Source organism: Longimycelium tulufanense (genome assembly GCF_014645795.1).
GTDB classification, from domain to species: domain Bacteria; phylum Actinomycetota; class Actinomycetes; order Mycobacteriales; family Pseudonocardiaceae; genus Longimycelium; species Longimycelium tulufanense.
In genome coordinates this window covers 13,905-36,934 of sequence record NZ_BMMK01000045.1, presented here as the reverse complement: position 1 = coordinate 36,934, position 23,030 = coordinate 13,905, and the positions used below count along the sequence as shown (strand labels likewise).

23 protein-coding genes and 1 tRNA gene are annotated in these 23,030 nt (G+C 70.9%); 7 read left to right on the top strand and 17 right to left on the bottom strand.

All coding sequences use genetic code 11. The annotated features are described in order from the left end of the window. Positions 1 to 126 precede the first annotated feature (126 nt). From IEY55_RS28285 to IEY55_RS28265, 5 genes are all read left to right on the top strand, one after another. Positions 127 to 474: a hypothetical protein gene (locus IEY55_RS28285; protein WP_189061625.1), complete on the top strand. Its 348-nt coding sequence runs from the start codon at positions 127 to 129 to the stop codon at positions 472 to 474. Positions 475 to 571: 97 nt separating this feature from the next. Further along, positions 572 to 1,618 carry a bifunctional DNA primase/polymerase gene (locus IEY55_RS28280; protein ID WP_189061624.1) on the top strand — a complete coding sequence of 349 codons (1,047 nt, stop codon included), beginning with the start codon at positions 572 to 574 and terminating at the stop codon, positions 1,616 to 1,618. Then, positions 1,615 to 2,883, top strand: coding sequence for a DUF3631 domain-containing protein (locus IEY55_RS28275; RefSeq protein WP_189061623.1), 1,269 nt, complete (start codon positions 1,615 to 1,617; stop codon positions 2,881 to 2,883). The genes IEY55_RS28280 and IEY55_RS28275 overlap by 4 nt, the downstream gene beginning before the upstream one ends. 56 nt (positions 2,884 to 2,939) lie before the next feature. Beyond that, positions 2,940 to 3,119: a helix-turn-helix transcriptional regulator gene (locus IEY55_RS28270; protein WP_229686836.1), complete on the top strand. Its 180-nt coding sequence runs from the start codon at positions 2,940 to 2,942 to the stop codon at positions 3,117 to 3,119. Then, the gene (locus IEY55_RS28265) at positions 3,119 to 4,318 is read left to right on the top strand and encodes a tyrosine-type recombinase/integrase (RefSeq protein ID WP_189061621.1); all 1,200 of its coding nucleotides are present in this window, start codon (positions 3,119 to 3,121) and stop codon (positions 4,316 to 4,318) included. The genes IEY55_RS28270 and IEY55_RS28265 overlap by 1 nt, the downstream gene beginning before the upstream one ends. A 124-nt stretch (positions 4,319 to 4,442) precedes the next feature. Here the strand turns inward: IEY55_RS28265 and IEY55_RS28260 are convergent. The 7 genes from IEY55_RS28260 to IEY55_RS28230 form a co-directional block, all read right to left on the bottom strand. Beyond that, positions 4,443 to 4,516 (bottom strand) — tRNA-Pro (locus IEY55_RS28260). A 157-nt stretch (positions 4,517 to 4,673) separates the two neighbouring features. After that, on the bottom strand, positions 4,674 to 5,861 hold the full coding sequence (locus IEY55_RS28255; RefSeq protein WP_189061620.1) for a sensor histidine kinase: 1,188 nt from the start codon (positions 5,859 to 5,861) through the stop codon (positions 4,674 to 4,676). Further along, the gene (locus tag IEY55_RS28250; RefSeq protein ID WP_189061619.1) at positions 5,858 to 6,550 is read right to left on the bottom strand and encodes a response regulator; all 693 of its coding nucleotides are present in this window, start codon (positions 6,548 to 6,550) and stop codon (positions 5,858 to 5,860) included. Before IEY55_RS28250 ends, IEY55_RS28255 begins: the two co-directional genes overlap by 4 nt. An 89-nt stretch (positions 6,551 to 6,639) precedes the next feature. After that, on the bottom strand, positions 6,640 to 8,055 hold the full coding sequence (der, locus tag IEY55_RS28245; RefSeq protein ID WP_189061618.1) for a ribosome biogenesis GTPase Der: 1,416 nt from the start codon (positions 8,053 to 8,055) through the stop codon (positions 6,640 to 6,642). Beyond that, positions 8,052 to 8,756 carry a lysophospholipid acyltransferase family protein gene (locus IEY55_RS28240; RefSeq protein WP_189061617.1) on the bottom strand — a complete coding sequence of 235 codons (705 nt, stop codon included), beginning with the start codon at positions 8,754 to 8,756 and terminating at the stop codon, positions 8,052 to 8,054. Before IEY55_RS28240 ends, der begins: the two co-directional genes overlap by 4 nt. Beyond that, the gene (cmk, locus tag IEY55_RS28235) at positions 8,753 to 9,478 is read right to left on the bottom strand and encodes a (d)CMP kinase (protein ID WP_229686835.1); all 726 of its coding nucleotides are present in this window, start codon (positions 9,476 to 9,478) and stop codon (positions 8,753 to 8,755) included. Before cmk ends, IEY55_RS28240 begins: the two co-directional genes overlap by 4 nt. A 192-nt stretch (positions 9,479 to 9,670) precedes the next feature. After that, positions 9,671 to 10,858, bottom strand: a complete 1,188-nt coding sequence (locus tag IEY55_RS28230) for a DUF1015 family protein (protein ID WP_189061615.1) — start codon at positions 10,856 to 10,858, stop codon at positions 9,671 to 9,673. A 116-nt stretch (positions 10,859 to 10,974) separates the two neighbouring features. On the opposite strand from IEY55_RS28230, the gene IEY55_RS28225 reads away from it, so the two are divergent. Both IEY55_RS28225 and IEY55_RS28220 read left to right on the top strand, forming a co-directional pair. Next, complete coding sequence (locus IEY55_RS28225; protein ID WP_189061614.1) at positions 10,975 to 11,457, top strand: cation:proton antiporter regulatory subunit; 483 nt, start codon at positions 10,975 to 10,977, stop codon at positions 11,455 to 11,457. A 15-nt stretch (positions 11,458 to 11,472) separates the two neighbouring features. Further along, positions 11,473 to 12,654: a cation:proton antiporter gene (locus IEY55_RS28220; RefSeq protein ID WP_189061613.1), complete on the top strand. Its 1,182-nt coding sequence runs from the start codon at positions 11,473 to 11,475 to the stop codon at positions 12,652 to 12,654. Positions 12,655 to 12,663: 9 nt separating this feature from the next. Here IEY55_RS28220 and IEY55_RS32855 read toward each other — a convergent pair whose 3' ends face one another. The 10 genes from IEY55_RS32855 to xerD form a co-directional block, all read right to left on the bottom strand. Continuing rightward, complete coding sequence (locus IEY55_RS32855; protein WP_308424794.1) at positions 12,664 to 12,924, bottom strand: hypothetical protein; 261 nt, start codon at positions 12,922 to 12,924, stop codon at positions 12,664 to 12,666. Between the two features lie 51 nt (positions 12,925 to 12,975). Further along, positions 12,976 to 13,170: a hypothetical protein gene (locus IEY55_RS32850; protein WP_308424793.1), complete on the bottom strand. Its 195-nt coding sequence runs from the start codon at positions 13,168 to 13,170 to the stop codon at positions 12,976 to 12,978. A gap of 126 nt (positions 13,171 to 13,296) precedes the next feature. Then, complete coding sequence (locus tag IEY55_RS28210) at positions 13,297 to 14,058, bottom strand: pseudouridine synthase (protein ID WP_229686834.1); 762 nt, start codon at positions 14,056 to 14,058, stop codon at positions 13,297 to 13,299. Then, entirely contained in the window at positions 14,051 to 14,887 is an 837-nt protein-coding gene (scpB, locus tag IEY55_RS28205; protein ID WP_229686833.1) for an SMC-Scp complex subunit ScpB, read from the bottom strand. Before scpB ends, IEY55_RS28210 begins: the two co-directional genes overlap by 8 nt. Then, positions 14,884 to 15,783, bottom strand: coding sequence for a segregation and condensation protein A (locus IEY55_RS28200; RefSeq protein WP_229686832.1), 900 nt, complete (start codon positions 15,781 to 15,783; stop codon positions 14,884 to 14,886). The genes scpB and IEY55_RS28200 overlap by 4 nt, the downstream gene beginning before the upstream one ends. After that, positions 15,780 to 16,115, bottom strand: coding sequence for a hypothetical protein (locus IEY55_RS28195; RefSeq protein ID WP_189061610.1), 336 nt, complete (start codon positions 16,113 to 16,115; stop codon positions 15,780 to 15,782). The genes IEY55_RS28200 and IEY55_RS28195 overlap by 4 nt, the downstream gene beginning before the upstream one ends. Beyond that, positions 16,112 to 17,056 (bottom strand): ParA family protein, encoded by a 945-nt coding sequence (locus IEY55_RS28190; RefSeq protein WP_189061609.1) that lies wholly within the window; start codon positions 17,054 to 17,056, stop codon positions 16,112 to 16,114. Before IEY55_RS28190 ends, IEY55_RS28195 begins: the two co-directional genes overlap by 4 nt. A 159-nt stretch (positions 17,057 to 17,215) precedes the next feature. Beyond that, positions 17,216 to 17,536, bottom strand: a complete 321-nt coding sequence (locus tag IEY55_RS28185; protein WP_189061608.1) for an ArsR/SmtB family transcription factor — start codon at positions 17,534 to 17,536, stop codon at positions 17,216 to 17,218. Positions 17,537 to 17,668: 132 nt separating this feature from the next. Next, positions 17,669 to 21,631 (bottom strand): Pls/PosA family non-ribosomal peptide synthetase, encoded by a 3,963-nt coding sequence (locus tag IEY55_RS28180; RefSeq protein WP_189061607.1) that lies wholly within the window; start codon positions 21,629 to 21,631, stop codon positions 17,669 to 17,671. Positions 21,632 to 22,091: 460 nt separating this feature from the next. After that, a complete protein-coding gene (gene xerD, locus IEY55_RS28175) occupies positions 22,092 to 23,030 on the bottom strand; it encodes a site-specific tyrosine recombinase XerD (RefSeq protein ID WP_189061606.1) in 939 nt (312 codons plus the stop codon).

The following is a 23,030-nucleotide window of genomic DNA, read 5'->3' as shown; positions in this document are numbered from 1 at the left end:
CACCACCTCACGCATGAGCCCTGCGGCTACCGCACCTGGCTTGCCTACAACGTCGCCAGCGACCGCGACCGCACCGAGATGCGGCGCGTCATCCACGACCACACCTGCGGACCGGAGGACTGACCGATGTCCCGTGCCCTGCCCATTGATCGTGACCAGCTTCGCGCCGCGCTGCGGGAACTGCTCGACGGCGACCCGCGGCAACCCGCCGCCCGGCCCGCGGTGCTGGCCGCCGTCGCGGCCGCGCGGCAGCGGCACCGCGACGCACACGGCGCCTACGCCGTCGACGGGCACCTGATCGACCACCCGGCCCGACTCACCGCGCTGGCCCAGGAACTCGGCGACGTCGCCTGCCAGCTCGGCCCGAACGCTGTTGAGGACCCCGACATGCTGCACGACGAACTGATCGAGGTCGCCGCCGTCGCACTCGCCTGGCTTGACCACCTCGACGAGCTCGACGGAGCCCCATTCTGAACCCCGCCACAGAAGCCCGGGGCCAGCCCATGCCTTGCCCAGCCCGGCTGGCCCCGGGTGCCCACCCACCCCGACACGACCGGAAAGGACGAGCACCGTGACCCTCTCATCACCCACACCCCGCGAACGGGTTGAGGCGCTCCGCGACGCCGCCCTAGCGTGTGCCGCCCGGGGCTGGCCGGTCTTCCCGATCCGACCCGGCGCCAAGAAGCCGCCCGCCCTACACGGGGACACCACCCGCCGGCCCTGCCCCCGCACCGGACCGTGCCGCAGCGGCCACCAGGGCTGGGAGCAGCGCGCCACCACCGACCCGGACCGCATCCGCCGCTGCTGGGCGACTGCCCCCTACAACATCGGGTTGGCCGCCGGCCCGGCCGGGCTGGTGGTGGTCGACCTGGACACCCCGAAGTCACCGGAGGACGTGCCGCCGAAGGGCTGGAGCCGGAGGGGGGTCCACGACGGACACGACGTGTTCGCCCTCCTCTGCGCCGACGCCGGACAACCGGTCCCGTCCGACACGTTCACCGTGCGCTCCGCCCGCGGCGGCACCCACCTCTACTTCCAGGCGCCGGCCGGGGTGCGGCTGGGCATCACCGAAGGCGAGCAGGGCAACGGACTCGGGTGGAAGGTCGACACCCGCGGCTGGGGCGGCTACGTCGTCGCCCCCGGATCGATCACCCCGGACGGGGTGTATCGGGTCACCGACGCGCGTCCACCGGCCGAACTCCCGGGCTGGTTGGTCCAGGCCCTGACTCCCAAGCCGCCAGCGGCGACATCAGCGCGCCGCCAGATCGCCGCAGAACGGCTACCCGCCTACGTGCGGGCCGCCGTAAGGGGCGAGTGCGCTCACGTGCGAGCGGCCCAAGCAACCCGGCACACGCGGACGCTGTTCGTCGCCGCCTGCCGGCTGGGCGAGCTGGCCGCGGGGGGACTTCTCCCCCCGGCCCAGGCCGAAACGGCTCTGCTCACAGCCGCAGGTCACATGATCACCGGCCCGTGCCAATGCACAGAGCGGGAAGTGCTGCGCACGATCGCCAACGGCCTACGCGCCGGAACCGCCCGCCCCCGCACCGCACCCATCACCACCCCCCACCGCCCGGCCGCACCAACCGGCGCGCTGTTCGGAACCCGAGGTGTCGTATGACCACTGCCACGAACCCGACCGCCACCGAGGGCGCGGTGCTGCTGGATGCCGTGCACGCCGCGCTGACCCGCTACGTGGCCATGCCCAGCCCACACGCCACCGACGCCGTGGTGCTGTGGATCGCGGCCACCCATGCCCAACCCGCCTGGGCACACGCCCCCCGGCTGGTCATCCGCGGACCCGAACGCCGCTGCGGCAAATCCCGGCTGCTCGACGTGGTCGAGGCAACATGCCACAACCCGTTGATCACGGTCAACGCGTCCCCCGCGGCGGTGTACCGCTCGATCACGCCGGATCCGCCGGTGCTGCTGGTGGATGAGGTCGACACCATCTTCGGCCCCAAAGCCGACGGCAACGAAGACCTCCGCGGGCTACTCAACGCCGGCCACCAACGCGGCCGACCAGCGCTGCGCTACGACGCGGCGCTCAGCGCGGTGGTCACCATCCCCACCTTCGCCATGGCCGCCCTGGCCGGTATCGGCGCCATGCCCGACACCATCGAAGACCGCGCCGTCATTATCCCGATGCGCCGCCGCGCCCCCGGAGAAAAGGTCTCCCCCTACCGCACCCGACGCGACCGAGAACCCCTGCGGGCACTGGCCAACAAGCTCACCACCTGGCTACGCGCAGACCTGGCCACCCTGGAAGCCGCCGAACCGGAACTGCCCGTCGAGGACCGCGCCGCCGACACCTGGGAACCCCTGGTCATCGTCGCCGACCACGCCGGCGGCACCTGGCCCCAGCGTGCCCGCACCGCCGCCGCAACGCTGACCGCCGAAGCCAGCAACACCGGCGACATGTCCGACCAACTCCGGCTCCTCACCGACTGCCGCACCGCCTTCAGTGACGACCAAGCCCTACCCACGAATGAACTGTTGGCCCGACTACGCGGCATTCCCGAGTCCGGCTGGAACGAACTCGGCCCCAATGGGCTCACCGCGATGAAACTCGGATCGCTACTGCGCGAATATGGCATCCGATCAGGCACTTTCCGGTTCCCCTGCGTCGGCCAGGCCAAGGGCTACCAGCGGGCCGATTTCGTCGACTCCTGGCAGCGCTACTGCCCCGAACCCGACACGTCCGGGGAAGGGGAGCCGTACCAGCCGTACCAGCCGTCGCATCCCAGGTCAGGGGCGGTACGGCTTGAGCCCTGGTACGGCTCAAGCCGTACCACCGAACAAGCCGTACCAGGGCTGACCAGCAAAAACGAGGCTGGTACGGCTGGTACGGCCGCCCCCCTCAGAGTCGTCCGGGGGCAGGCATGACCACCCCCACGCAACCAACGCCGCAACCATTCGGACCGGGGGAGTGGGAAGGTCACATGGGTACGTATCTGACGCCTGACGAATTGGTGGCCTACCTGAAATTGCCCTCCAAACAAACGGTCTACCAATGGCGCACTCGTGGTTACGGGCCGCCAGGAGTCAAGGTCGGAAAGCACGTTCGCTTCCGCCTCGAAGACGTCGACAAGTGGATGGAAGAACAGAAGGGGGCCGCCTAATGGCACGCGCATGGGTGTACGACCGCAGAAATAGCAAGGACTACCGCGAAGCGCTTCAGCGTGCCAAGCAGAACGGCAAGCAGCCTCCCGCGCGATGGCAGGTGCGGTACTACAACCGCGCCGGCAAACTACGGTCGGAAGTCGCGACGACCAAGACCCGGGCAGAGGATCGACGAACGGAGTTGGAGGCAGCACTGTCCGCCGGCACCTACGTCGACCCCGCTCTGTCGCGAGTGGACTTCGCCGACATCGCGGACAAGTGGCTGGACGCCCGGCAGGACCTCCGTCCGTCGACATGGTGGAAATACCGGGGCTTGCTGGACAACCACGTGAACGTGCGATGGGGCGACCTTCCGCTGTCCGCGATTGAGCGGGAGGACATCGCGGTGTGGGTCGCGTCCTTACTCAAGTCAAAAGAGGAGGGCGGCGCCGGCCTGGGTCCGTCTCAGGCCCGACATGCCTACCGTGTTCTGACCATGGTCCTGGAATGGTGTGTGCCCACGCGGCTGGGCAGGAACCCTGCACATGGGGTGAAGCTGCCCGTCCGCCCCGATGCTGAACACGTGTACCTGTCCTACGCACAGGTCGAGGCGTTGGCGAATGCGTCGGCCACGCTGATGACCAAGTACGCGCGGCCCACCGCGTGTGCCGCGATTAACCGGGCACTCATCCTGCTGCTGGCCTACACGGGTCTGAGGTGGGGTGAGGCCGCATCGCTGCGAATTGGCAGGGTCGACCTAAACAAGCGGCGAATCCGAGTGGCGACTACGTTCTATGAGGTCAAAGGGGTCCAATGCGAAGGCTTGCCGAAGACCGGCAAGCGCCGCACAGTCCCGATCCCGGCGTCGTTGGTGCCCGTCCTGACCCAAGTCATCGGCAACCGGGCGGGTGACGAGCTGGTGTTCACCACCAACCGCGGCATGTCGCTTCGGGCGAACAACTGGCGCGTGCGGGAGTTCAACGCGGCGGTGCAGGCGGCCGAACTCGACGGGTTGGGCTTGACACCGCATAAGCTGCGCCACACAGCGGCGTCGTTGGCGATCGCGGCCGGCGCGGACGTGAAAGTGATCCAGCAGATGCTCGGACACGCCGACGCATCGATGACTCTCAATATCTACGGGCACCTGTGGCCAGACCGTCTCGACGACGTCGCGGCCACGCTCGACGCTCGCCGACGCGCCGCGCTCAACGCGGCCTGAGCGAGGGGTAACCGCCGGTCGTGTGGCACAAATGTGGCATGCACCGCCGGTCAGGCATTCAGAGAGATCACGACGGCACCAACGGAACAGCCCATCTACCTGCGTAGATGGGCTGTTCTGGCCGTCGGGACGACAGGATTTGAACCTGCGACCCCTTGACCCCCAGTCAAGTGCGCTACCAAGCTGCGCCACGTCCCGGCCACATCCGGCGTCCGGATGCGGGATCATCCTAACCCATCACCGCGGACCCCCAAAATCCGGGGCTGGGCGGGTGGGACGAGGGCGAGCGCGGGCGGGGACGCACCCCCAGCGTCCCCGCCGCTCCCCCGCGTCGGCCCCCTGCCCGGCAGGGGAACTATGCGGGAGCGGAGGCCACGGGACTACCGCCGATCGTCGAGTCGTCGTCCCCTACTTTCGTAGGTGGTGCCGGGCCGGCCCCCTGCAGCGGAAGCTCAGCCTGGACCAGGAAGCCCCCGGTCGGGGTGGGGGTCGCGGCCAGGGCTCCCCCAGCCATCCGCATCCGCTCCGCCAACCCGGACAACCCGGCCCCATGCTCACCCTCCGTAGCCACCACGGCCGAGGTGGTGGACGTGTCGTTCTCGACGGTCACGTGCAGCCGACCATCACGCCGGTCCAACCGGATCAGGACGGGAGCACCAGGAGCGTGCTTCGCGGCGTTGGTCAAAGCCTCCTGCACCACCCGGTACACCGCCCGCCCGGCGCTGGGCGTGAGCTCAGCCCCGAGCACCGACCGGTCCTCCAGTTCGACAACGAGCCCAGCAGCCCGCGCCTTGGCCACCAGGTCGGGCAACTGCGGCAACCCGGGCACAGGCTCAGGCATCCCGTTGAGGAGACCCAAGGCCGCCCGCATCTCGGCCAACGACTCCTTTGCCAAGGCACGCAACCGCAGCGCGGAGTCACGGGTAGCGGCGTCCCTAGTAGTAGCGGCCAAAGCGGCGGCCTCGACAGCGATGAGCGTCGCGTGATGCCCAACAGCGTCGTGGATCTCCCGGGCAATGGTCGCCCGCTCCTCCGCCTTCGCCCGCTCCTCCCGAGCCGCCAACTCGGCAATCCGCGCCCGCTCCTGCTCCCGCAGGCTGGCGGCCAGCTCCTCCCGCGTCGCAACCAGCTTGCCGAGAGCAGCAGGGGCGGCGGTGTAGATCACCCCGAAGACAGCGGTGAGCACGAGGTCGGCCCAACGTAGATGGGGCTGCGAGAGATACACTCCGGTCCAGGCAACGGCGGTGGTCAACGCGACAGCGCCGGTCAGCAAGGCCAGCGAACGCGCCGTCCTGCCAAGCCGAAACAGCGACACGACGGTCGGCAGGAACCCGAGCCCCGAGAACAACGCCGGCAGGCAGATCAGCACCATCAGCGGCGGATAGAGCAGTCGCAGCGGCAACAGCGCGCAGGCAACAAGTGCTGCGGGCAAAGCGAAGTCGTAAGGCGTGGGATTCGCCAACAGCACCAAGGAAACAGGCACCGCCACGGCGAGGATCTCAATTCCCACCCGCCGGACCAGCGTCCAGCCCCACAAGCTCATCCCTGCCCTCCCCCAGGGCTGGCAGCACGTTGCGCCATGAGGGCGGCCTGCACCCGATTCTGTGCACCGAGTTTGCTGAGCACAGTGGACACGTAGCTCTTGACGGTAGCCTCGGTCAGGCCGAGTTCCTCGGCGATGCCGGCGTTGGATCGCCCGTCCGCCAACAGTTCCAGCACCTGCTGCTCCCGCGCGCTCAACGCCCGAAGCCGCTCAACATCCCGGCGCTGGCCGCTGGCCATCCGCAGCCTTGGCAACAACCGCGCGGTGATCCGCGGATCCAGCACGGCCCCACCGGCAGCGAGGTCGAGCACCGACCGGACGAGGACCTCGGGCTCGGCGTCCTTGAGCAGGAAGCCCTGCACCCCGACCTCCAACGCGTCGGCCACGTATTCGTCCAGGTCGAACGTGGTCAACACGGCGGCGGCCGGGGCCTGCGGCCACGCGAGCATCGTCCGCAACGCGGTCAGCCCGTCCACGCCGGGCATCTGCACGTCGACGAGCGCCACCTGCGGCCAGTGCTCCCGCACGGCCGCCAGCAGCTCGTCCCCGTCCGCGGCCTCGGCGACCACGGCGATGTGCCCGCTGGCCTCGAGCAGGACCCGAAGTCCCCGCCTGAGGAGCGGCTCGTCGTCGGCGAGCACCAGCCGCACGCGGCCGTCGACGACCGAGCCGCTGTGGCTGGTCGGCACCGGCCCCACCTCCCTTGATCCACCTTGGCAGGGAGGCTAGGCGGTCGAAGGCGGATCTTCCATGATGTTCGCACCGCCCGGCCGCGCGATCACTTCCGCGGCTTGCGCTCCCGGACCCGCACGGAGATGCGGACGGGGCTGCCGGTGAAGCCGAAGGTCTCCCGGAACTTGCGCTCCACGAACCGTCGGTAGCCGGCCTCCAGGAAGCCCGTGGTGAACAGCACGATCGTGGGCGGCCGGGTCTGTGCCTGGGTGGCGAACAGGACCTTCGGCTGCTTGCCACCGCGTACCGGCGGCGGGGTGGCCGCGACGAGCTCGTTGAGCCAGGCGTTGAGCTGCCCGGTGGGCACCCGCCGGTCCCAGGACTCCAACGCGGTCCGCAGCGCCGGCGCCAGCTTGGCCACGGCCCGTCCGGTCCGCGCGGACACGTTCACCCGCTCGGCCCACCGCACCCGGACCAGCTCGCGGTCGATCTCCTTGTTGAGCTGGTATCGCCGATCCTCGTCGACCAGGTCCCACTTGTTGTAGGCCAGCACCAGCGCCCGCCCGGAGTCGACGACCATCGAGATCACCCGCAGGTCCTGCTCGGTGAGCGGCTCGCTGGCGTCGATGAGCACGATCGCCACCTCGGCGGCCTCGATCGCGGCGCGGGTGCGCAGCGACGCGTAGTACTCGGTGCCGCTGGCGGTGCGTACCCGCTTGCGCAGGCCGGCGGTGTCGACGAGGCGCCACGTCTCGTCATCCAGCTCGACCAGGGAGTCCACCGGGTCCACGGTGGTGCCGGCGACCTCGTCGACCACCGAGCGCTGCTCCCCGGTGAGCCGGTTGAGCAGGCTGGACTTGCCGACGTTGGGCTTGCCCACCAGGGCTACCCGGCGTGGACCACCACTCGCACCGACCGCCTCCCGCGGCGTCTCGGGCAACGCCTTGAGCACGGCGTCGAGCAGGTCGCCCGAGCCGCGCCCGTGCAGGCCGCTGACCGGGTAGGGCTCACCGAGGCCCAGTGACCACAACGCGGCGACGTCGGCCATCAGCCGCTCGTCGTCCACCTTGTTGGCGATGAGCAGCACGGGCCGGTTCGAGCGGCGCAGGACCCGGGCCACCGCCTCGTCGGTCGTGGTGGCGCCGACGGTGGCGTCGACGACCAGCAGCACGACATCCGCGGTGGACATCGCCAGCTCTGCCTGTGCGGCCACCTCCGCCTGCAGGCCGCGGGCGTCGGGCTCCCAACCGCCGGTGTCGACGACGGTGAACCGCCGCCCGTTCCACAGCGCGTCGTAGGCGACGCGGTCCCGGGTGACGCCGGGGACGTCCTGCACGACCGCCTCGCGGCGGCCCAGGATCCGGTTCACCAGGGTGGACTTGCCCACGTTCGGCCGGCCGACCACCGCGACGACGGGCTGCGGCGGCTCACCGCCGCCCAGGCCCTCGTCGGCGGCCCCGGCCACCTCGTCCAATGCGGTCCACTCGGCCTCGTCGGCCCACGTGCCGTCCAGGCCGGTCACGCTCGCCCTCCCCTCTCGGAGCCCTTGGCGGGCGGTTGCTGTCGTGCGGGTGCGGTCTCGCCGCCCCGCTGTCGGTCAAGTTCGGCGACCAAGCCGGCGAGCTCGACGCGCAGGCGCTCGGTGGCCGCGGCCAGCCCCGCCCGCCCCTTGCCGGCAGGCAGCCGGAACGGCTCGCCGAACAGCACATCGACCCGGGGCCGGAACCGGCGCCGCGCGCCGGAGGGCCGCAAGGTGCCCCGGCAGGCCACCGGCAGCACCACGGCACCGGTGGAGCGGGCGAGCCAGGCAGCCCCGTTCTCCGCCGACCTCACGGTGCCCTCACCCCGGGTTCCCTCCGGGAACACCCCGACCACGCCGCCACCGCGCAGCACCCGCACGGCCGCGAGCATCGGGGTGCGGTCGGGTTCGCCGCGGCGGACCGGCAGGTGCCCGAGCCGGTACAGCACCCACCCGAGCGGGCCATGGAAGAGCTCGTGCTTGATCAGGAACACCGAGCTGCGACCGAGGACACCCAACAGCAGTGGGCCGTCGACCAGCGAGCTGTGGTTGCCGACGAGCACCACCGGCCCCTCGGCGGGAACCCGGTCCCGGCCCCGGACGCGCAGCCGGAACACCGGGTGGAACAGCCAGGTCCCGATCCAGCGGGCCAGGCCGTGCAGCCAGGGCCAGGCCCCGGGTGGCAGGGCCGCGCGCGAGGTCATGACCGGCTCCGCTGCGGGACGGCCGTCAGCCCGCGCTGCTTGATCAGCGCGGCCAGTTCGCTCAGCACGCCGGGGATGTCCAGCTCGGTGGTGTCGACGGTGACGGCGTCCTCGGCCCGCCGCATCGGCGACACCGCTCGGCTGGCGTCGTAGGTGTCCCTGCGCCGCACGTCGGCCAGGGTCTCGGCGACGTCGGCCCGCCGGCCGGAGGCGTTGTCCTGGGCCGCGCGCCGGTGTGCGCGTGCCTCGGGGGTCGCGGTGAGGAAGACCTTCAGCCCGGCGTCGGGCGCGACCGTGGTGCCGATGTCGCGCCCCTCGACGACGATGCCGCCGGTGCGGGCGAGTGCGTCGGCGATGATCTGCCGCTGCCGCCCGACGAGCTGCTCACGCACGGCCGGGACGGCGGAGACGGGCGACACCGCGAGGGTGACAGCAGGCCCGCGGATCTCCTCGCTGACGTCCTCACCGGCCAGGTCGATGGTGGGGGCCTCGGGGTCGGTGCCGGAGGCCAGCTCGGCGACGGCCGCGATCTCGGCGACGGCGTCCGGGTCCTGCGGGTCCACCCCGGCGCGCAGCACGGCCAGCGTCACCGCCCGGTACATGGCCCCGGTGTCGAGGTACTCGGCGTCGAACTCGGCCGCGAGCCGCCTGGCGACGGTGGACTTCCCGGTACCCGACGGACCGTCCACCGCCACGACACCCCGCAGCTCACCGCGTGCCACCACGCCTCCTCGGTCTCCCCTCGTGAACCCCCGGCGACGCCTCACCCACAAGGGGGCACGTCCGCCGCTCAACCAACCATTCTGCCTGTTCCCCGCCGCCGGGCCCGCATCGCGTTCGGACCGGCGGGTGAAAGCCCACCTCATCCACCTGGCGAACAACCGCCGTCGGCCGGTGCATTCCCGGCCGGGCGCTCAGCCGGCCAGATCGGCGAGGAGGAGGCCGCTGCGGGGCTTGGGGGTGAAGTAAGTGCTCTTGCGGGGCATGGTGCGGGACTGGGCGTGGACGGAGAGCACGTCCTCGTAGGGCACCGGGGCCAGCAGGAGCAGGGCGTCCACGCCGGCCGGCAGGGCCAGGCCCCCGAGCTGCGGCGCCGGCAACGCGCGCACGCTCGGCCCCGCGGGGTCGACTCCGAGGGCCTCGGCGAGCAACAACCGCTCCACGACGGCGTGGTCGATGCGGGGAACGGGCTCTCCGGCCCCGGGTGGGGGCAGCGTGATGGTGTAGGTGCCCTGGTCGGTGACGGCCACGACGGTGCCGGGGTGACTCGGCTCGTGCGGGGTGGTCTCGGCGACCGCGAGCCCGACCGATCGCCAGGCCGCGACCAGCTCGCTCCCGCCCCGCCCGGTGCCGGAGAGCACGCGGTGGATGGCGCCGATCTGCAACGCCGGACCACCGGTGACCATGGCGAGCATGCCGCCGAGCCCGGCAGCGGCGGAGGCGGCGACCCGATGGTTGCCGTCGGCCACGAGCAGCGGTTGGGCGCCGGCGCGAGCGAGCAGGCCGTCACGCTGCGGGCCCGGGCCGAGCAGCCACAGCAGGTGGCGCCGCCCGGCGGAGTCCACCGAGCGGACGGCCGGGTCGCCGAGCCCGCGTGCGACCTGCTCCACCGCGGCGGTCAGTTCCTCCCCGCCGCGCACCGGCACCAGGAGGGCGGCGCTGGTCGAGTAGCCCAGCCCGGCCAGCACCGCGGACCGCTCGGCCACCACCTCCGGGTAGACCTCCTCGCTGTGCCGCACCTGGGCAACGCCGTCGCCGCCCACCGCCTCGGGATCGACCAAAGCCAGCAGGCCGGCGGCGGTCCCGTCCGTTCCGTCCACGATGTAGGGCGCCACGACGTCGGTCACCCGCCGGTAGTGGGCGGCCCGCAACCGGGCGAGCACCTCCCGGGCGTGCGGCAACGACTCGGCGAGCCCCAGACCGGCCGCGATCGCGGCGGGCGTGCGGTGCGGGTGCTGCGCGGCGAGCAGGGTGTCCGGCCCCGCCCCGGCCAGGGCCACCCGGACCTGCTCGGGATTGGCGAACTCGTCGACGTCGGGCCCGGGCACCTCGCCGCGGACCACCCACGCCGTGGGCAACGCACGCACCAGTCCTTGTGTCATCCGATCGATCCTGCCCCCTCGGGTCGATCAGGTGGGTGGTGATCTGGCTTGCACCTGTCAAGGCCCGAAGCGCGGCTGTTCCGCTCGCACCCCCGTCCGCGGTTACTCTCGCTCGCGTGAACGTCGAGGTGACCCCGTTGCCGGGAATCGGCACCCGCCAGGACTTCGTGACCCGCTCCGGTCGCCGGATCGGCGTGGTCACCCACCGCGATGGCCGGTTCGATCTCATCGTGTCGGGCCGCGAGGACCCGGACGCGTGCGCCGCGTCGATCGCATTGACGCCCGAGGAGTCCGGGACGCTGGCCAACCTGCTCGGCGCGCCCCAACTGGTGGCGCAGCTGGACAAGCAGCACGGCGGCGTGGGCGGCATCGTCACCCGGCAGCTGCCCATCATCACCGGCTCGCCGTTCGACGGGCGGCCGCTGGGCGACACCGCCATGCGCACCCGCACCGGGGTGTCCGTGGTCGCCATCGTCCGGGCCAACGACGTGGAACCCTCACCCCGACCCGACTTCGTGCTCCGGGGCGCCGACGTGCTGATCGCCGTCGGCACGCCGGAAGGCGTGGACGCCGCCGCCGACCTGCTCGCCAAGGGCTGACCGGACGGCGTATCGGTGCATTCGACGGCGATCTCCCTGATCGAGCTCGGCGCGATCTTCTTCGGGCTGGGCATGCTCGGCCGCCTGGCCTGGCGCATCGGTGTCTCCCCCATCCCGCTGTACCTGCTCGGCGGGCTGGCGTTCGGTACCGGCGGGCTGCTGCCCGTGACCGGTCTGGGGGAGTTCACCAGCATCGCCGGCGAGATCGGCGTGATCCTCCTGCTGCTCCTGCTCGGCCTGGAGTACTCCGCCGCCGAGCTGGTCACCGGGTTGCGGCGGTCCTGGATGGCGGGCGTGGTGGACCTGGTGCTCAACGCCGCACCGGGTGCCGTGGCGGGCCTGTTGTTGGGCTGGGGACCGCTCGGGGCGTTCGTGATGGGTGGCGTCACCTACATCTCGTCCTCCGGGATCATCGCCAAGGTGCTCGGTGACCTGGGCCGGCTGGGTAACCGGGAGACCCCGGTGGTGTTGTCGGTGCTGGTGTTCGAGGACCTGGCGATGGCCGTCTACCTGCCGATCCTCACCGCGTTGCTGGCCGGTGTCGGGTTGATGGGCGGATTGTCGGCGGTCGGCATCGCGTTGCTGGCGGTCACCGTCGTGCTCGTGGTGGCACTGCGGTTCGGCCGCTACGTGTCGGCGTTGGTGGACAACCCCGATCCCGAGGTGTTCCTGCTGCGGGTGCTCGGTGCCGCGTTGCTGGTGGCCGGGATCGCCTCGCAGCTGCAGGTGTCGGCCGCGGTCGGCGCGTTCCTGTTGGGCATCGCGATCTCCGGTTCGACCGCGGAGAACGCGACCCGGATGCTGGAGCCACTACGCGACCTGTTCGCCGCGATCTTCTTCGTGGTGTTCGGGTTGAACACCGACCCCAGGCTGATCCCACCGGTGCTCGGCGTTGCCGCCGTGCTGGCCGTGGTGACCACGCTGACAAAGGTGGCGACCGGATGGTGGGCGGCAGGCCGGCAGGGCATCGCGCGGATGGGTCGGCTCCGGGCCGGGGCCGCCTTGGTGGCACGGGGCGAGTTCTCCATCGTCATCGCGGGGTTGGCGGTGGCGTCCGGCGCGGTCGAGGAGGGGCTCGCCCCCTTGGCGACCGCGTACGTGTTGTTGATGGCGATACTGGGTCCGGTGGCGGCACGCGTCGCCGAGCCGATGGCCCGCAAGGCGATGGCGGTGCTCCGGCCCCAGCAGGCCACCTAGGCAGGCCACCTAGCGCACGGTCTCCAGCCGCCGGGGCGGGTACTCCGTGCCGCGGCGTGCGGAGCGCACAACCGGGGTGCCGGGCCGCCACAGCTGGACAACCAGTTGCTCTCCCACGGGATCGACCGTGGTGAAGACCGCCTCGTCCAACTCGCAACGGAACACGTGGCACGGCTGCGGCGGCTGGGTCGCTTCGACGAAGGCGCGGAACTCGTCGGGATCGGTCATCTCCACGGCTCGACCGGACACCTTGGCGTCGCCGTCGTCCATCCCGTCTCCCGGATTGGCGTGCAGCGCGAAGCGACCGTCCCGCCGCAGGTCTCACGCCTTCCTGGCCAACCACATCGAGCCTAGGACGAGATCCGGGCCGTAGAAGTCGACCTCGGTACCGCTGACCCGGGGCGAGCCGTCCTTCCGCACCGTCGCGAGCACGTGGCGCCTGGCTGCCTCCAGGCGGGCTCGAACCAACGCTGCCAGTTCTGGGGCTTCCGTTGCGAACTGCTGCCGGGTGGCCATGCGGCGCACTCTCCCGCACCCCACCGACAGTGTGAGATCTATTCGATCAGCACTGAAGCCTCGGGGAGAAGGAAGTTCGGGGTGCCGGCGCGGTCCCGTGCCGGCACCCCGGCCGACGATCTCGGCTTACAGGCCGACGGACTTGTAGAGCGAGCCGATCTCGTGCCGGTTCAGCGGGCGCAGCCGGCCCGGCTTCTGGTTGCCCAGCCGCACCTCCCCGATGGCCGTGCGGACCAGCCGCCGCACCGGGTGCCCGGCGGCCTCCAGCAGCCGCCGCACGATGTGCTTGCGTCCCTCGTGCAGCACGATCTCCAGCATCCAGCGGTCCTGGAAGTGGTCCACGACGGAGAAGCGGTCGACCCTCACCGGGCCGTCCTCCAGCTCCACCCCGGTCCGGAGCTGCTTGCCGAGGTCCCGCGGGATCGGGCCGCGCACCTCGGCCAGGTAGGTCTTGAGCACCTCGTAGGAGGGGTGCATGAGCCGGTGCGCCAGCTCGCCGTCGTTGGTCAGCAGCAGCAGGCCCTCGGTGTCGGCGTCCAACCGGCCGACGTGGAACAACCGGTCCTCGCGGCCGCGCAGGTAGTCGCCCACGCACGGCCGGCCCCGGTCGTCGGACATCGTGGTGTGCACGCCCTTGGGCTTGTTCAGCGCCAGGTACACCAGGTCGTCCCGGACGATGACCCGCTCGCCGTCGACGTGGATCACCACCGTCTCCGGGTCCACCCGGCGGCCCTGCTCGGTGACCACGCGGCCGTCCACCTGGACCCGGCCCTGCTCGATCAGCTCCTCGGCCGCCCGCCGCGAGGCCACCCCGGCCTTGGCCAACACCTTCTGCAGCCGCACGCCCTCGCCGGCGCCGGGTTCGTTCCGTTCTGACAGGTCAGACATCGTCGATTGCATCCACCTCGGGGAGCAGCGGGGCCAGTGGAGGCAGGTCCTCCAGCGACGACAGCCCCAGCCGCTCCAGGAAGAGCTCGGTGGTCCGGTACAGGATGCCCTGCGTCTCCGGATCCTGGCCGACCTCCTCGACCAGACCCCGGGCCAGCAGGGTCCGGATCACTCCGTCCACGTTCACCCCGCGCACCGCGGCGACCCTGGCCCTGGTCACCGGCTGCCGGTACGCGATCACCGCGAGCGTCTCCAACGCCGCCCTGGTCAGCTTGGCGCGCTGGCCGCCGAGCAACATCCGCTCGACGAACGGCGCGTACCGGTCACGGGTGTAGAACCGCCATCCCTCGCCGACCCGGCGTAGGTCGATGCCGCGGTCCTCCTCAGCGTAACCGGCGGCCATCCGGTGCAGTGCGTCGCGCACCCGCCGAACCGGTTCCCCGAGCGCGTCGGCGAGCATCTCCTCGCTCGCCGGCGAGTCCACGACCAGCAGCAACGACTCCAGAGCCGCCTCCAGGGCGGCATCGGCGGACAGGTCGGGCAGGGTCGAGGCGGCACGCGCGCCCTCGGTCTCCCCCGGCTCGCCCTCGGCGGACTCGGTCCGCCCGGGCTCGGTGTCCTCGGATTCCGCCGTGCCGGCATCACCCGCATCCGCCGCGTTGCCGGCGGTGTCCGTCGGCTCACCCATCGAGTCCGCCGGTACCGAGGGTTCCCTACCGGCCGCGAGGTCCGTCCGGTCGGTGGGCGAGGAACGGTCGGGCTCCGCGGCCACGGGGGCCTGGGTCGGGTCCGGACCGGTCGGTTTCCCGGTCCCGTTGGGTCCGCTCACCCGTAGTCCTCCTCGTCGACGCTGGTCCGGTCGGTCTCCGCGGCCGCCCGCGCCTGCTCCACACCGCCGCCGACCCATCGGACGCGCAGCTCGCCCAGCGGATCGTCCTGCTCGAACAACACCACGGTCTCCCGGTACAGCTCCAGCAGGGCCAGGAACCGGGCCACGATCTCGACGGTGTGCTCGCAGTCGGCGACCAGATCGCCGAAGGTGGCCTGCCCCGCCTCCGCGAGGCGCACTCGCAGGACCGCCACGTGCTCACGCACCGACACCGCATGCATGTGGACGTGGTCCAGTGAGACCGAAGGCGGTGGCTTGGGTCGGAAGACGGCCGCGGCGATCTCGGCGAACGTCGCCGGATCCACGCCGAGCATCACCTCCGGCAGCAGGCCGGCGTAACGCTCCTCCAACGCGACCGAGCGCGGGTACCGGCGCAGCGCCCCGGCCTCCAGCTCGGCGAACAACGCGGCTACCTGCTTGAACGCCCGGTACTGCAGCAGGCGCGCGAACAGCAGGTCCCTGGCTTCCAGCAGCGCCAGGTCCTCCTCGTCCTCCACCTGGGCCGCCGGCAGTAGCCGGGCCGCCTTCAGGTCGAGCAGGGTCGCGGCGATCACCAGGAACTCGGTGGTCTCGTCCAGGTCCCAGGCATCGCCCATGGCGCGGATGTGGGCGATGAAGTCGTCGGTCACCCGGTGCAGCGCGACCTCGGTGACATCCATCTGGTGTTGCGAGATGAGCTGCAGCAACAGGTCGAACGGCCCTTCGAAGTTGGCCAGCTTCACCCGGAAGCGGCCGTCACCCGGCTCCGGTGTCTCCGGCGTCCCGGCCGCGGACGGTGCGGTGTCGTCGTGGGGAGTGGGTGCGCCGGAGGATGCCTCAACGTCCAACCGCGTCACGCTTCCGACTCCGCGCGCAACCGCCGCACCAGCAGCGAGTCCGCGCCCTGTCGTTCCAGGTCGGCGAGCAGCACCGCGACCGCCTCCCGCACGATGCGGCCGCGGTCGACCGCCAGCCCGTGCTTCGCGCGCAACGACAGCCGGGCCTGCTCGAGCGCGACGAGCTCGTCGCCGGAGATGTAGACGGTGATCTTCGCGTCGTGCTTCTGTCGCCCGCTGCTGCGTCGGTCGGCGGGCGTGGGCACGCCGGACGACTGGCCGTCGCCGTCGGTGCGGGGCCCGGTGGGGCGGAACAGTTCCGCTGCTCCGGGAAGCTGTGCGCGCCGGTTCATCGGGCGATCACCTCCCGGGCGAGCTGGCGGTATGCCTCGGCGCCGGCCGAGCGGGGCGCCCAGCGGGTGATGGGTTCGCCGGCGACCGTGGTCTCCGGGAACCGGACGGTGCGGTTGATCACGGTGTCGAACACGACCTCGCCGAACGCCTCCACCACCCGCGCCATGACTTCGCGGGAGTGCAGGGTACGTGGGTCGTACATGGTGGCGAGGATGCCGGCGATCTCCAGCCTGGGGTTGAGCCGTTCCCGCACCTTGTCGATGGTGTCGATGAGCAGGGCCACGCCGCGCAGGCTGAAGAACTCGCACTCCAGCGGGATGAGCACGCCGTCCGCGGCGGCCAGCGCGTTGACCGTGAGCAGGCCCAGCGAGGGCTGGCAGTCGACCAGGACGTAGTCGTACTGGGCGATGACCGGCTGCAGCATGCGGGCCAGCGTCTGCTCGCGGCCCACCTCGGCGACCAGCTGGACCTCGGCCGCGGACAGGTCGATGTTGCTGGGCAGCAGGTCCATGTGGTCCACGCCGGTGCGCAGCACCACGTCCTCGACCCGGGTGCCGCGTTCCATCAGCACGTTGTAGATGGTGCGTTCGAGCTGGTGCGGCTGGATGCCCAGCCCGACCGACAACGCGCCCTGCGGGTCGAAGTCGACGAGCAGGACGCGGCGGCCGTACTCGGCCAGTGCCGCCCCGAGGTTGATGGCAGACGTGGTCTTGCCGACGCCACCCTTCTGGTTGCACATCGCCAGGACGCGGGCCGGGCCGTGCCGGTGCAGCCGGGGTGGTTCCGGGATCTGCCGGCGCGGCCGGCCGGTGGGGCCGACCTGCCCGTCGGAGGTCTCCACCACCTCGTCCTCCACCGCGGCGGTCGCGGTGCGCGGCACCAGGTCGAGATCCACCACGTCGCCACGGCTCCGCCCGGCGGACGGCTGCGGGGTCGACATGGCTGCTCGGTCTCCTCGGCTCGCAGGCGACAGGGTTCGCCGCGAGCCTAGGCCGGTGCACCGGCAGCGGCAACGCGCCGCGCCGTAGGGCATCGCACCTGGTCAGAAAGGTCCTTCTGGCGAGGTGTCCGGTGCCGCCGACAGCCCGGTGAGCCCCAGCTACCGGGCCCCCAGGACACGTTCGGGTGCGCGGAGCACGACGTCGAGCAGTCCCGGGAACAGTGCGTCGAGATCCTCCCGGCGCAGTGCGACGAAGCGTTGCGTGCCCTGGCAGCGGGTGCGGGTGACGCCGGCTTCCCGCAGGACCCGAAAGTGCTGCGACAGCGTCGACTTGGCCACCCCGACGTCGAATCCCCCGCATTGACGCTCGCCCTCGGCCGCGATCTGCCGCACCACCGCGAGCCGGGTCGGGTCGCTCAGTGCGTGCAGCACGCCGGCAAGCGTGATCTCGTCCCGCTCGGGGTGCTCCAGATCGCGCACCCGCCACCTCCTCGTTCGGCCGTCCCCGGCTTGGTCGAGACGGGTCGACCCCCCGGCCACCATCTGGTGCAAGGCTAATACCCTTTCGTCAGTCGACGAATCGCTTCGTCACTCGCCCCCTTGCCCGCGCACTCAGGACCCGACGGCACGGCTGGGAATACCGCGCCACCGACGCCCCGGCACGAGCCACTCCCCCTTCATCGCCAGGGAGAGTGCATCCAGCGTGGTGTCGGCCCCGACGACGGCGTCGTAGAGGACGATCGAACGCGGGCCCACGGTCGCCCCACGCTCCACCGTGACCACCGACATCTTCATGACGCGGTCCTCGAACAGGTGGGTCTGCAGCGAGGTTTCCGCGCCCACGGCAACGTCGTCACCGACTCGGACCAGGTCGAACTCGGTGAGTCGGGTGGTGGCGAACCACGTGCGGCGCCCGATGCGGGCCCCGAACAACCGCAGCAACGGCCCGAGCAACGGTGTGCCGACGAGGAAGCCGAGGAGGGCTGGCACGGCGGCGCTCTCGTAGAGACCGGTCACCAGCTCGGTACGGCGCACGAACCGACTCCACAGCGGTTCCACGCGTGGCCGGTACCGCCCGATCACCACCCACTTCAGGATCGCGACCGCCACCACCACGCTCAGTCCGAAGAGCAATGTCACCCCGGGCGCCACCAGATCCGTGCCGAACGGGCCGAGGTGCTCGGCCACTTTGAAAAGCGTGAGTACGGCGAAGTAGCCGCTGACCGCGAGCAACGTTGCCGGCAGGGTGACCCGCAAGAGCTCGATCGCCAGGCGTTCCACCACCCGGGCCCGGCCGGGCCGGAAGGTGAGCGCCTCGTCGAACTTCTGGCTCTCCTGTCGACGGGGCAACCGGATGGGCGGCGAGCCCAGCCAGAACGTGCCGTCGGGGACACCGTCCACGGGCGCGACGGTGTGTACCCCGACCAGCGCCTCGTCGCCGATCCTGGTGCCCGACCGGGCCAGCGCCACGTTGCCGATGAACGACCGGCGGCCGATCTCGGTGCGGTTCAACGCGATGTGGCCACGGTGGTAGGTCGCGACGCCCACGCTGGCCTGGTCGGCGAGGAAGCTTTCCGGCCCGAGCCGCAACAGGTCCGGGTCGACGTGGGACACGGTCGACACCTCCGACCAGGATCCGACGCGGGCACCCAGGGAACGCAGCCACGGCACCGTGTACAGGGTGGCGTAGAGCGTGTTGGTCGTGGTGAGGCTGCTCTCCAGCAGCTTGTCGACAACCCACTTCCGAAGGCCCAGGGTCGATCGGACCGGGTAGATCCCGGTGGGAGTCCGACGCAGTACAAGGAACTTGCCGAGGGCGATCGAACCGCAGGTGATCACGACGAAGAGCGGGCCGGACAGCACCGCCGCCAGCAAGCCACCGAGGATGCCACCGTGGACCCAGCCCACCACCATCAGCGCGATGGACGGGACGGCGAGGATGATCGGAAGAACCTCCAGAATGCCCCACGCGGCAAGGAATGCACCGACCAGCCCTGCGGAAAGCTCCCCTGTGGGCTGTCCCTGCAGTTGCATTCGATCGAGGAGCCGGTCGTGGTTCTTCCTTGGTGCGGAAGGAGCTCCCGCCCACTCCTGTCCGGCCGGGATCGCCTGTCCGGTGACGGCGAGGGACTGGTCGGCCAGCCGCGCGTCGTCCCCCAGCATCACACCCGGCATCACGACCGAGTTGGCGCCGACAAAGGACCGTGCCCCAAGGGAGATCGGTTCGACGAGCACCCAACCGGCTTCGACGTGGGTGGTGTGGAGCTGCGCGCCGTACCCGACGCTGGCCTCATCGCCGATCGTGACGAACCGGGGTAGGCCGAGGCCCGCCGTTGCGAGGTGGCAACGCGATCCCACACGAGCACCGAGCAACCGCAGGTAGGGCGGCAGCAAGGGCGACCCGCTGAACACGCCGACCGGGGACAGGGCGAAGAGCTGCTGAATGATCCACAGACGGAGGTAGGTGCCGCTCCACAGCCGGTATCGGCCGGGTTCGAGACCCAGCGACAGTAGCCGCACCCCGATCACGGGTATCAGCAGCCGACCCGCCACATAGGTGCCGACGATGATGGCGGCCAGCTTCGCGACCTTCTCCGGATACATCCTGGCGTGGCCCAACACTTCCATGGTGGGCAGGGCCAGGGCCGCGCCGAGCAAGTAGACGACTGCCAGCTGGATCAGGGCTGCCGCGAGCACCGTGCGGTTGGTGGCGCGGTGGGGCGGCGGGGCCTGGCCCTCGGCTGCGCCGGCCCCCTGGTCCAGCGCTTCCTGGTGTTCGGCCAGGCCCCGCACGGTCGGGTGCTCGTAGAGATCGGCGATGGAGAGCGCGACTCCCTCGCGCCGCAGGAAAGACACGACCGTCGCGGCGAGCAGGGAGTGGCCACCGAGGTCGAGGAAGAAGTCCGCCTCCACCGAGACCTCGTCCGTGCCGAGCCGCATCACCTCGGCCCACACCCGGACGATCCGGTGCTCCAGCGGCGTTTCCGGCGGTGTGACGGGCATGTCGGTTGCGACCAGGCGCCGGCCGGAGGGGGCGGGAAGTGCCTTCCGATCCACCTTCCCGCTGGGCAGCATCGGCAGTTCCGTCACGATGTCCAAAAAGGCCGGCACCATGTACGGCGGAAGGTGTTGCCGAAGTCGTTGGTGTAGCCGTGAAACGAGCGTGTCCTCGGCGGGCTCGTCGGTACGGCGGGTGATGTAGGCGGCCAGCTCGCCGCCGGGTCCGTCCTGTTTGAGCAGGGTCACCACCGCGGCCGCGACGGCCTCGTCGGCCATCAGGTTCGTCTCGATCTCCTGCAGGTCGACCCGGTGGCCGCGGACCTTGACCTCACCGTCAGCCCGACCCAGGTACTCGATCTCGCCGTCGGGCAGCAGGCGTCCGAGGTCCCCGGTGCGGTAGAGGCGACCGGCGGGCCGCCAGGGGTCGGGCACGAACCGGTCCGCGGTCAGGTCCGGGCGGTTCAGGTAGCCGGTTGCCACCCCCACGCCGCCGATGCAGATCTCGGCCACCTCGCCGTCGGGCACCGGGCGCAGTTCCTCGTCCAGCAACCGGACGTAGTAGGTGGGCAGCGGGCGACCGATGGTCACCGGTTTGCCCGCGTGCAGCTCGGCCCAGGTGGCGGTGACCGTGGCCTCGGTCGGGCCGTAGGTGTTGAGGATGCGGCGTCCCGGCTGGCTCCAGCGCTCGACCAGCTCAGCCGGGCACGCCTCACCGCCCACGATGAGGGTGCGCAGTTGGGGAAGGTCCCGGTCCATGGTCGCCAGCACCGTGGGCACGCAGTAGAGCACGGTCACCGACTTCTCGGCGAGGAACTCGGCCAGGCCGCCGCCGAGTCGTCGGGCGTCGTTCGGCCCGCCGACCAGGGTCGCGCCGACCGCCCAGGTGGGCCAGACCTCCTCGATGGAGAAGTCGAAGGCCAGGGTCATCCCCTGGTAGACGCGATCGTTGGCATCCACGCCGTAGACGGCGGGCACGACGTCGATGAAGTTGCAGATGCTCGACTGCGCCACGGCGACGCCCTTGGGCCGCCCCGTGGAGCCGGACGTGTAGATGATGTAGCAGATCGAGTCCCTGGTCTCGGCCAGCCGCGGCCGGTGGCAGGGCAGCGACCCGAGCACCGGTTCGGCGCGGTCCAGCTCGAGCACGGGGCAGTCGAGCCCCTGTGTGGTGGCGGACAGCGTGCTGGCGGACAGCAGGAGATCGAGCGAGGAATCCTCGGCGATGAACGAGACCCGCTCGGACGGGGAGCTGGGGTCGATGGGCACGTAGGTCGCCCCCGTCTTCAGCACGGCGAGCAACGCGACGTAGATCTCCGGGGACCGGTGCAGGAGGAGTCCGACGCGGTTACCGGTGCCGATGCCGCGCCGGATCAGGTAGTGGGCGAGGCGGTTGGCCCGCTGGTCGAGCTCGAGGTAGGTCAGCACGTGGCCGTCGCAGTCGAGGGCGACGGCGGTGGGCTCGGTGTCGCAGCTGGCCTCGAAGAAGTGATGCAGTCTTCGGGTGGGTGCGGTGGGTTGCTCCACGGAAAGGGCGGGGGACTGGGGTCTTCTGCCAAGAACGTCGGTCTCCGCCATCTGATCCTTCCCGAGGTTAATTCGACGTTACCGGATGGTGACGGGCGTTTCTGTTATCCGGAATGGTTGAAGTCGGCCGCAACAGTGCAGCAGAAACAAAATTCACACGAAGGAGTGACCCGACCGAGGGTGACAACGTGTCGCCCGCGTTCGGCTCACACCCGGTCTCGCCGACCCACCCCTGGAGGGAACGGGCCAGGTCAGAACATCGCCCCACGCTCGCGACAGCACCGCCACGGGCCATTCGGGAGAGCACGTGACATCCCGATCATCCCGACCCTTGGTTCCACTGACCATTGCCAGACGAGTTCATGCCCGACTCGGTCCTATCCGGAGTAGGAGATCGCAGGCAAATAATCGTGACACAGGTCACATCGAATGCAAACGTCGCGTAAAACGGGCATTTCTCGCGGACGGATGAAATCGTAAACGTATCGACAAGAGACGTTGTGAGAAAAGATCAGTCGCGGGCTCGGGGATGCGCCGTCGCATAGATCTCGCGCAATGTGGTCATCGTGACGAGGGTGTAGACCTGGGTGGTGGTGATCGATGCGTGCCCGAGCAGCTCCTGCACCACGCGCACGTCCGCGCCACCCTCCAGCAGGTGGGTCGCGAACGAGTGCCGCAGGGTGTGCGGGGAGACCTCCGCGGCGATGCCCGCCCGCTCGGCCGCCGTCTGCACCGCCTGCCAGGCGCTCTGCCGGGAGAGTCGGCCGCCCCGGGCGTTGAGGAACACGGCCGGGCTGCCCCGTCCGCGTGCCGCCAGACCGGGACGGGAGCGGACGAGGTAGGCGTCCACGGCGGACAGTGCGGGCCGTCCGATGGGCACGAGGCGCTGCTTGCCACCCTTTCCCTCGAGCACGACGGTACGTTCGGCGGCGTCGATGTCATCCAGGTCCAGGCCCACCGCCTCGGAGATCCGCGCGCCCGTGGAGTAGAGCAGCTCCAGCAGCGCCCGGTCGCGCAGCGCCCGCGGGTCGTCGCCCCCGCCGCTCTCCAGCAGCTTGATCACGTCATCCAGCGGCAACGCCCTGGGCAGTCGTCGTGGTGGCGTGGGCGGGCTGACCTCCCGCGCGACGTCCACCGGCACGCGCCCCTCGGCGTGTGCGAACCGGTGCAGGCCGCGGACCGCCACCAGGGTCCGTGCGGCCGAGGACACCGCCAGCGGCGGGCGGCCGGGGCCGCCTCCCCGCAGCGCGGCAAGGAAAGCGCCGATGTGGTCGGCGGTCACCTGTGCCAGGTCGTCGATCCCGAGCTCGGCAAGGAAAGCCAGGTACCGGCGGAGGTCCCGGCGATAGGAGTCGAGGGTGTTGCGGGACGTGCCGCGCTCGACGGTGAGGTGGTCGAGGTAGGTGGTGACGAGGTCGGCCGGTGCCGGACCGACGGCGGGCCCGGCCAC

Coding starts and splice junctions, on each gene's coding strand:
- IEY55_RS32850 (WP_308424793.1), bottom strand. CDS start 13,170: ATGGCCACCCGGCAGCAGTTCGCAACGGAAGCCCCAGAACTGGCAGCG.
- IEY55_RS28285 (WP_189061625.1), top strand. CDS start 127: ATGTCCCGTGCCCTGCCCATTGATCGTGACCAGCTTCGCGCCGCGCTG.
- IEY55_RS28195 (WP_189061610.1), bottom strand. CDS start 16,115: ATGAACCGGCGCGCACAGCTTCCCGGAGCAGCGGAACTGTTCCGCCCC.
- IEY55_RS28255 (WP_189061620.1), bottom strand. CDS start 5,861: ATGAGCTTGTGGGGCTGGACGCTGGTCCGGCGGGTGGGAATTGAGATC.
- IEY55_RS28210 (WP_229686834.1), bottom strand. CDS start 14,058: ATGTCTGACCTGTCAGAACGGAACGAACCCGGCGCCGGCGAGGGCGTG.
- IEY55_RS28275 (WP_189061623.1), top strand. CDS start 1,615: ATGACCACTGCCACGAACCCGACCGCCACCGAGGGCGCGGTGCTGCTG.
- IEY55_RS28265 (WP_189061621.1), top strand. CDS start 3,119: ATGGCACGCGCATGGGTGTACGACCGCAGAAATAGCAAGGACTACCGC.
- IEY55_RS32855 (WP_308424794.1), bottom strand. CDS start 12,924: ATGGACGACGGCGACGCCAAGGTGTCCGGTCGAGCCGTGGAGATGACC.
- IEY55_RS28180 (WP_189061607.1), bottom strand. CDS start 21,631: ATGGCGGAGACCGACGTTCTTGGCAGAAGACCCCAGTCCCCCGCCCTT.
- IEY55_RS28240 (WP_189061617.1), bottom strand. CDS start 8,756: ATGACCTCGCGCGCGGCCCTGCCACCCGGGGCCTGGCCCTGGCTGCAC.
- IEY55_RS28270 (WP_229686836.1), top strand. CDS start 2,940: ATGGGTACGTATCTGACGCCTGACGAATTGGTGGCCTACCTGAAATTG.
- IEY55_RS28230 (WP_189061615.1), bottom strand. CDS start 10,858: ATGACACAAGGACTGGTGCGTGCGTTGCCCACGGCGTGGGTGGTCCGC.
- IEY55_RS28190 (WP_189061609.1), bottom strand. CDS start 17,056: ATGTCGACCCCGCAGCCGTCCGCCGGGCGGAGCCGTGGCGACGTGGTG.